The 6,170-nt window shown below is 62.1% G+C and carries 4 protein-coding genes; all 4 read right to left on the bottom strand.

Features of this window, described 5'->3' with window-relative positions; genetic code table 11:
• A partial coding sequence (locus tag BLX41_RS34445; RefSeq protein WP_259744406.1) for a sugar phosphate nucleotidyltransferase occupies positions 1 to 400 on the bottom strand: 400 nt, incomplete at its 3' end.
• A 267-nt stretch (positions 401 to 667) separates the two neighbouring features.
• Positions 668 to 4,240, bottom strand: a complete 3,573-nt coding sequence (locus BLX41_RS04515; protein ID WP_123723936.1) for a glycosyltransferase — start codon at positions 4,238 to 4,240, stop codon at positions 668 to 670.
• A 121-nt stretch (positions 4,241 to 4,361) separates the two neighbouring features.
• Positions 4,362 to 5,930 (bottom strand): flagellar hook-associated protein 3, encoded by a 1,569-nt coding sequence (locus BLX41_RS04510; RefSeq protein WP_123723935.1) that lies wholly within the window; start codon positions 5,928 to 5,930, stop codon positions 4,362 to 4,364.
• Between the two features lie 13 nt (positions 5,931 to 5,943).
• Positions 5,944 to 6,170: flagellar basal body rod C-terminal domain-containing protein (locus BLX41_RS34440; protein ID WP_311197415.1), on the bottom strand; the 227-nt coding region annotated here is incomplete at its 5' end.

Here is a 6,170-nt window from a genome sequence, read left to right as displayed (position 1 = left end):
GATCGGATACGCCATCGCCATAGGTGAAGCAGAAGGCCTCGTCTTCCTGCAGGTAGCGCCCGGCCCGACGCAACCGTCCGCCGGTCATGGTTTCCTCGCCGGTGTCGATCAGCGTCACGCTCCATGGCTCACTGTAATTCTGATGAACGTCCATGCGGTTGTTGCGCATGTCGAAGGTCACATCCGAAGTGTGCAGGAAGTAGTTGGCGAAGAAATCCTTGATTGCGTAGCCCTTGTAGCCCAGGCAAATCACGAAGTCATGAATCCCGTGGGCGGAATACTGCTTCATGATGTGCCAAAGAATTGGCTTACCACCGATCTCGATCATGGGCTTGGGCTTGAGGTGGGACTCTTCGCTGATTCGCGTACCCAGTCCACCTGCCAGAATTACTGCCTTCATCGCTGTCCTCTTGCTCTTCGTGGGCCAGGCCAGCCCTTTCAGGACTGGCGCGGCGCCAGATGCAGATCATTCATCGCAACCAAAGGGTCCCTTGCACCGCGCCGCAGTGAAGGATTTATGGCGATTTGCCGAGGACTTGCAGGAAGTGCGCCAATTGCGTGCGCGGCGCCCGCAGGCGCCGCAGAAGACAGCGAGAGCAACCATCCGAACGGAAGATTGCCCAAAGCACCCGCCAGCGACGGTGGCAGTCGCCGGCCCGGGGGGCGATCAGTCCGCCAACCATCCCCACAGCCAGTGCCGCAGGTTGTCGTCGCGCAGCATGAAGTCGCGATGCACCGCTTCTCGCAGCTCATCCCCCATGCGGTAGCTGGCTGCCGGATCGGACAGGTGCATGCGGATCGCCTGCAACCATTCCTCGGTGCTGTTGCTACGGACCTTGGTGCAAGGCAGGAAACCGCGATAGGCCTCGGTGTCGGTGCAAATCACCGGGTAACCGCAGGCACCGTATTCCAGGAGCCGCAGGTTGCTCTTGCAGTCGTTGAAGATATGAAACTCCAGCGGCGCCAGCGCCAGATCCAGGTTCAGGCTGGCCAGCTTGAACGGATAGTTTTGCAGGCTGGTGGCCGAGTGGAACTCGTGCACGTAGGGACGCAGAGCATCGGGGCACATGCCGAAGAAAACCCACTCGACCTCATTGGCCAACTCGCGCACCACCTCGGCGATGATCTCCAGGTCGCCGGTATGGCTGGTGCCGCCACCCCAGCCCACCCGCGGCTTGCTGGAGGTACCGCGGCGACTGGTCAAACTGATCCAGGGATCCAACGCCAACATGTTGGGCACCACGCGGATGTCGCTGTGCATGCTCGACAGGGCATCGGCCAGTGGCTGAGTGGTCACCACCACGCGATCGCACAAGCCGATGCCTTCGCGCAGCATCTGCTCGGTGTTCACCGGCTTGTTCCGAGCGTGGGTGTTTTTCTTCGGCGCACTGACGATGTAGTCGTCGAGCTCGAAGACCCGCAGGGCGCTGGAGTATTTTTTCATCCGCAGAATGTCGCTGGCCGCCCCTTCGCTGTAGCGGCACTGAAGGATGATGGTATCCGGCGACAGGCGCTCGATGTCCACCGTGGACGGCGACTCGTAGGCCACCCGGGCAATCGCCCGCCCGGCCTCTTCCAGTGCCGTCAGGGGGCCTGTCACCCGGTAATGCCCGACTGCGGAGCTGTTGACCGGCAAGCCGAGGATCAAGGGCAAGGCCCGACTGCAGAACGGATTCCAGTTGTTGCGCAAGGAGGGCTCCAGACTGAAGCTGGAGTACCCCAGGCTCAGGGCCGGGTTGTAGGCCGGATCGCGAGCGATCTTCGCCATCCACTGCTGGTAGAAACGCTCCTGCTCGGCTTCGCGGGCCAACTGCCGCTCGCTGTCGTCACTGACAGGCGACACCGGCCGCAGCATCAGGGTGGCGTGAGGCGTCCAGACCACCAGATAGCCGTTACGGTCGACCCGCAGGCACAGGTCGGTCGCGCCCAACTCATCGGCGAAGGCTTGCTCATCCAGGCCACCCAGGCTGTCGAAGACCTCCTTGCGCACCAGCAAGCAATCGCCACTGACCGCACTCCAGTTCTGTACCACCTGCAGCCGTTGCATATAGCCCCGAGCCCCCACGGCTTCGCCGACAAAGGGCGAACTCGCGGGCCCGGCCATGCCCAGCACCTGACCGGCATGGAGAATGGAGCCATCGGTAGCCAGAATCCGCGCGCCCACCACACCCACCTCCGGACGCTGGGCCTGATTGAGCAACTCATCCAGCCAGTCGCCACTACAGATCAGCGCCCCCGGATTGAGCAGCAACAGGTAGTCGCCACGCGCCTGGCTCGCCGCACTGTTGATCAGCGCTGCATGGCTGTGCGGACCGACATAAGGCAGAACCCGCAGCATTGCACCACCCAACTGGGCCATCGCCGTCAGCCAGTCGGCCATGGCCGGGTCGCGACTGCCGGCATCCACCAGCACAATTTCATAGTGGTTGTAGGCCGTCTGCTCGATCAGGCTTTCAACACAGCGCTGCAGGGTCGCCAGAGAGTCGCCGCACGGCAGGATGATCGACACCAACGGCCGGCTGCCATGCAGGTAGTCGATGCGGTTGAGCAGAGGCAAATCATCGTGAACAATCCGGTGCTCCACACCGATCCGCTGCAGATGCGCCGCCACCAACCCCTCGCTGGCCTCGATCACCTGGGACCGGGATAGCCACTGGGCAAAGCTGAATTCGGACTCCAGCTGGATATCGGCAATGTGCTCGATGGTCCGGGGCCCCGCCGCCTCCACCATCCGCCACAGCAGATCATGGGGTGCCAACTCGCCATGGAGCGGATCGAAGCCGCCCTCGGCCATGAAACGCTCGCGGGAAAAAGCCAGGGCACGACCGACATAGGGATAGGAGCGCATCAGGTCGAGATTGAAGTCAGGCTTGAACACCGGCTCCGACGACTCCCCTTCCACCAGCGCGCCTTCATCGCTGTAGGCACAGAGCATGGCCGGGGTATTGGCGATGCGCTCGGCAAGGATCAGCAGTGCCGACTCCTGCAGACGGTCACCGGCCTGCAGCAGATAGAACCAGTCGCAACCTTCCAACTGTGGCACCAACTCATTGAGCTGCTGCACCCAGTCGTCGCGCAGAGGCTGGTGCAGGACCCGCTCACGCATCTGCTCCTCGCCCGCCGACAACACCAGCACCGCGGCAGGCGCGAACAGCTGGCCATCAATGCTGTCCAGAGTCCGGGCAAGCGCCTCGCCATCGCCCTCGAAGTCGAGAACCACCGGCACCAGCTGTACCCGCCGCGGCCAGCTGTCAATGCGCTGAGGCATCAGCCGCTGCTCCACCGCCGAGAACTTGCGTACCGACAGCCACTCGCGATAGAAATCCTCGTAACCGATGCTCTCGCCACCGACCCGGCCATCGACCACGGTACTGCGATTGCCCAGCACACGGGTCACGCACAGCTCCTGCCAGTTGCGCGGCTGCCCGGCCTCCCGAGCCATATCGACATACCGCACCCAGCCTGCCGCCGGCGCCAATTCGCCACTGCGGGCGGCCAGCATCTGCACCAGCCACTCCCACTCATTCTTGGCTAGCTTGAGCATTTCTGGGGTCGCGCTCAGGCGCCCCGGGTACAGGCGCTCGCAACTGAGCACCGTCACCAGCGCCGCGAGATTGCCACGGCGCATCAGGCAGATGAACAGAGCGAAATCCAGCAGCGCGACAAAACCTGCGCCCTCCTGGATCAATGCCGGCAGCAGCTCCAGCACATCGGCACGACGCATCAGGGCCGAACTGAAGTTGCCAAGGAAATTGCGTGGCGTGCTCTCGAAGATCGCCAGCATGTCCTCGCCCTTGAGCACGGCATCGTTGTAGGTGAAACGGCAGTTGTCGACTCGAGGCGGCAGGATGAAATTCCCGGCATCACTGAACACCCGCAGTGCACACACCAGATTGATATCCGGGTTGTCGATCAGCACCGGCGCCTGCAGGGCGATGCTGGGTGCAAACAGCCGATCGTCGTCGCACAACACCTTGATCAGCTCGCCGCGCGCCTCTTCAACGCAACGCAGAACGTTCTTCTGCAACCCCAGGCGTTGCGGGTTGCGCAGGTAACGCACAGGGTGCGCAGGCTCGGCCACGGCTTCAACGATACGCTGGATCTGATCGTCGGCACTGTCGTCGCAAATAACGATTTCCAGGGGCCGGTAGGTTTGGGCCAAGGCACTGTCGAGGGCCTGGCTGAAGAAACGCGGATTGAAGGCGGGGATGACGATGCTGACTAGAGGTGCTGGGTTCACGGCTGGAAACTCTCGAGCGGCGAGCCCTGGCCAGAAGGACCAGAGCTGCAGGACCGCTTAAAAAAGACGGCTGACGGCTCGACGGTCATGGCGTTCGAGCCGCAGCTCGAACGCCATGTTCTCAGACCTTGTTGAACAGGCCGAGCTGGGTGATCTTGCTGAAGGCCAACTGCGAGGCCTGCAACATGGTCTGCTGCAGGGTCAGACGGGTCATGACTTCGGCCGGATCGGAATCACTGATGGCAGAACGGGTGGTGACGTTGGCTGCCGACAGACTTTCATTGATTTCGTTCTGGGTGGCCAAAGCCGAACCACGACCACCGATGGAGCTGATGCCGATGGACAGCTGATCGACACCACTGGCCAGGTTGGCCATGCCCGACGCGAGGTCGGCCAACTGCTTCTGGGTCGCCAGGACGTCACCGTCAGTGGGTGTGCTCAACGCGTTTTTCAACTGACTCACGGTGTCCAGGATGTTCTGGGTTTCGTGGGTATTAACCGCCACGCTGAACTGATCGTTGGCGGCCGGCGAAGGAGCGCCCGTCAGGGTGAAGCTCACGCCTGCCGCAGTGGCGATATTGCCCGGCCCTACCACACCCGAAGACACCGGCTTGCTGTCTGCCGTCAGCGGCGCGGCATACAGATCGAAGTTGGTGGCGCTGGTGAACTTGAGCACTGCAGAGCCACTCGGGAACGTCGAGTTGTAGGCCACCGGATCAGTCACGCTGGCGGCCGAGACCTGAGTCATGCTCGGGTTGCCCGGAGAACGCGCAACGTTGAAGGTGTCCGGCTTCGACGCCAATGTAAAACTGTGCCCCGGCAGCACCGTGTTGGCGACATCGCCGGACTTGAGATTGATGTTCAGGTTCAGATCGACACCACGGAAACTCACCGTCTGATTCGTCGAAGTACCGACCACGCCGCCCTTGCTGGCCTCGGCTGTCACATCGTTGCCGCTGCCATCGAGGATCTGCAACTGGGTGCCGCTGACGAACGACACGGTATAAGGCTCGCCACCGCGGAACTGGCTGTTGTAGTTGCCGCTATTGGTCATCTGGCCATTGGACAGGGAAACCCGCCCATCATCCACCACCGGCGAGGTCATGGTGACCTGGCTACGGCTGGTGTTGAGCGCCTGCTGGAACACATCCCAACCGGTGCTGTTGGCAGCCATCGTCATGGTGTCGCCCACCGGCAGCTTCAGGCTGCTCTGGTCACCGTTGTAGCTGTAGGTGCCATCGGAGTTGCGGCTGAAAGGCGGAACGTCGTCCTTGGAGCCGCCAAAGAGGTACTTGCCGTTTTCGTCCTGAGAGTTCATCAGGCTCAGCAGTTGCTCTTCGATCTGCCCCAGCTCGGAAGCATTGGCCTGCCGGTCGGCATTGGTGTAACCGGCGCTGCCGGCGCCGACGGCCAGTTGCTTGGCCCGGTCCAGAACGTTGTTGATGCTGGTCATCACCGACTCGGCCTGCCCCAGGGAAGCCTTGATCGAGTTGCTGTTGGCCTTGTACTGATCAAGCAGGGAAGCCTGCTGACCCAGCTGCAGCAAACGGGCAGCACCCACCGGATCGTCGGCGGCGGTCTTGACCCGGACCAGGCTGCTGGCCTCTTCGCCGCTCTTGATCGCGTTGGAGAAGTTCTTCTGATAGTTGGCAGCCGAAGTCTCGTAAAACTGGGCGGTGGAAATGCGCATGGGCTACGGCTCCTTAAAGGCTGTTGATCAGCGTGCTGAAGGTTTCCTGCGCAGCCTTGATGATCTGCGAAGACGCGGTGTAGTACTGCTGGAACTTGACCAGGTTGCCGGTTTCATCATCCAGGTTGACCCCGGACAACGAGTCCCGGGCGCCCTTGGCGTTGGCCAGGATGGAACCGTTGGCAGCGGTGTCGAGCTTGGCCTGGCTGGCCTTGGCGCCGACGTTCTCGATCAGCTTGC

The organism is Pseudomonas protegens, assembly GCF_003732485.1.
Lineage (GTDB): Bacteria > Pseudomonadota > Gammaproteobacteria > Pseudomonadales > Pseudomonadaceae > Aquipseudomonas > Aquipseudomonas protegens_B.
This window is presented reverse-complemented; position numbering and strand designations above follow the sequence as displayed.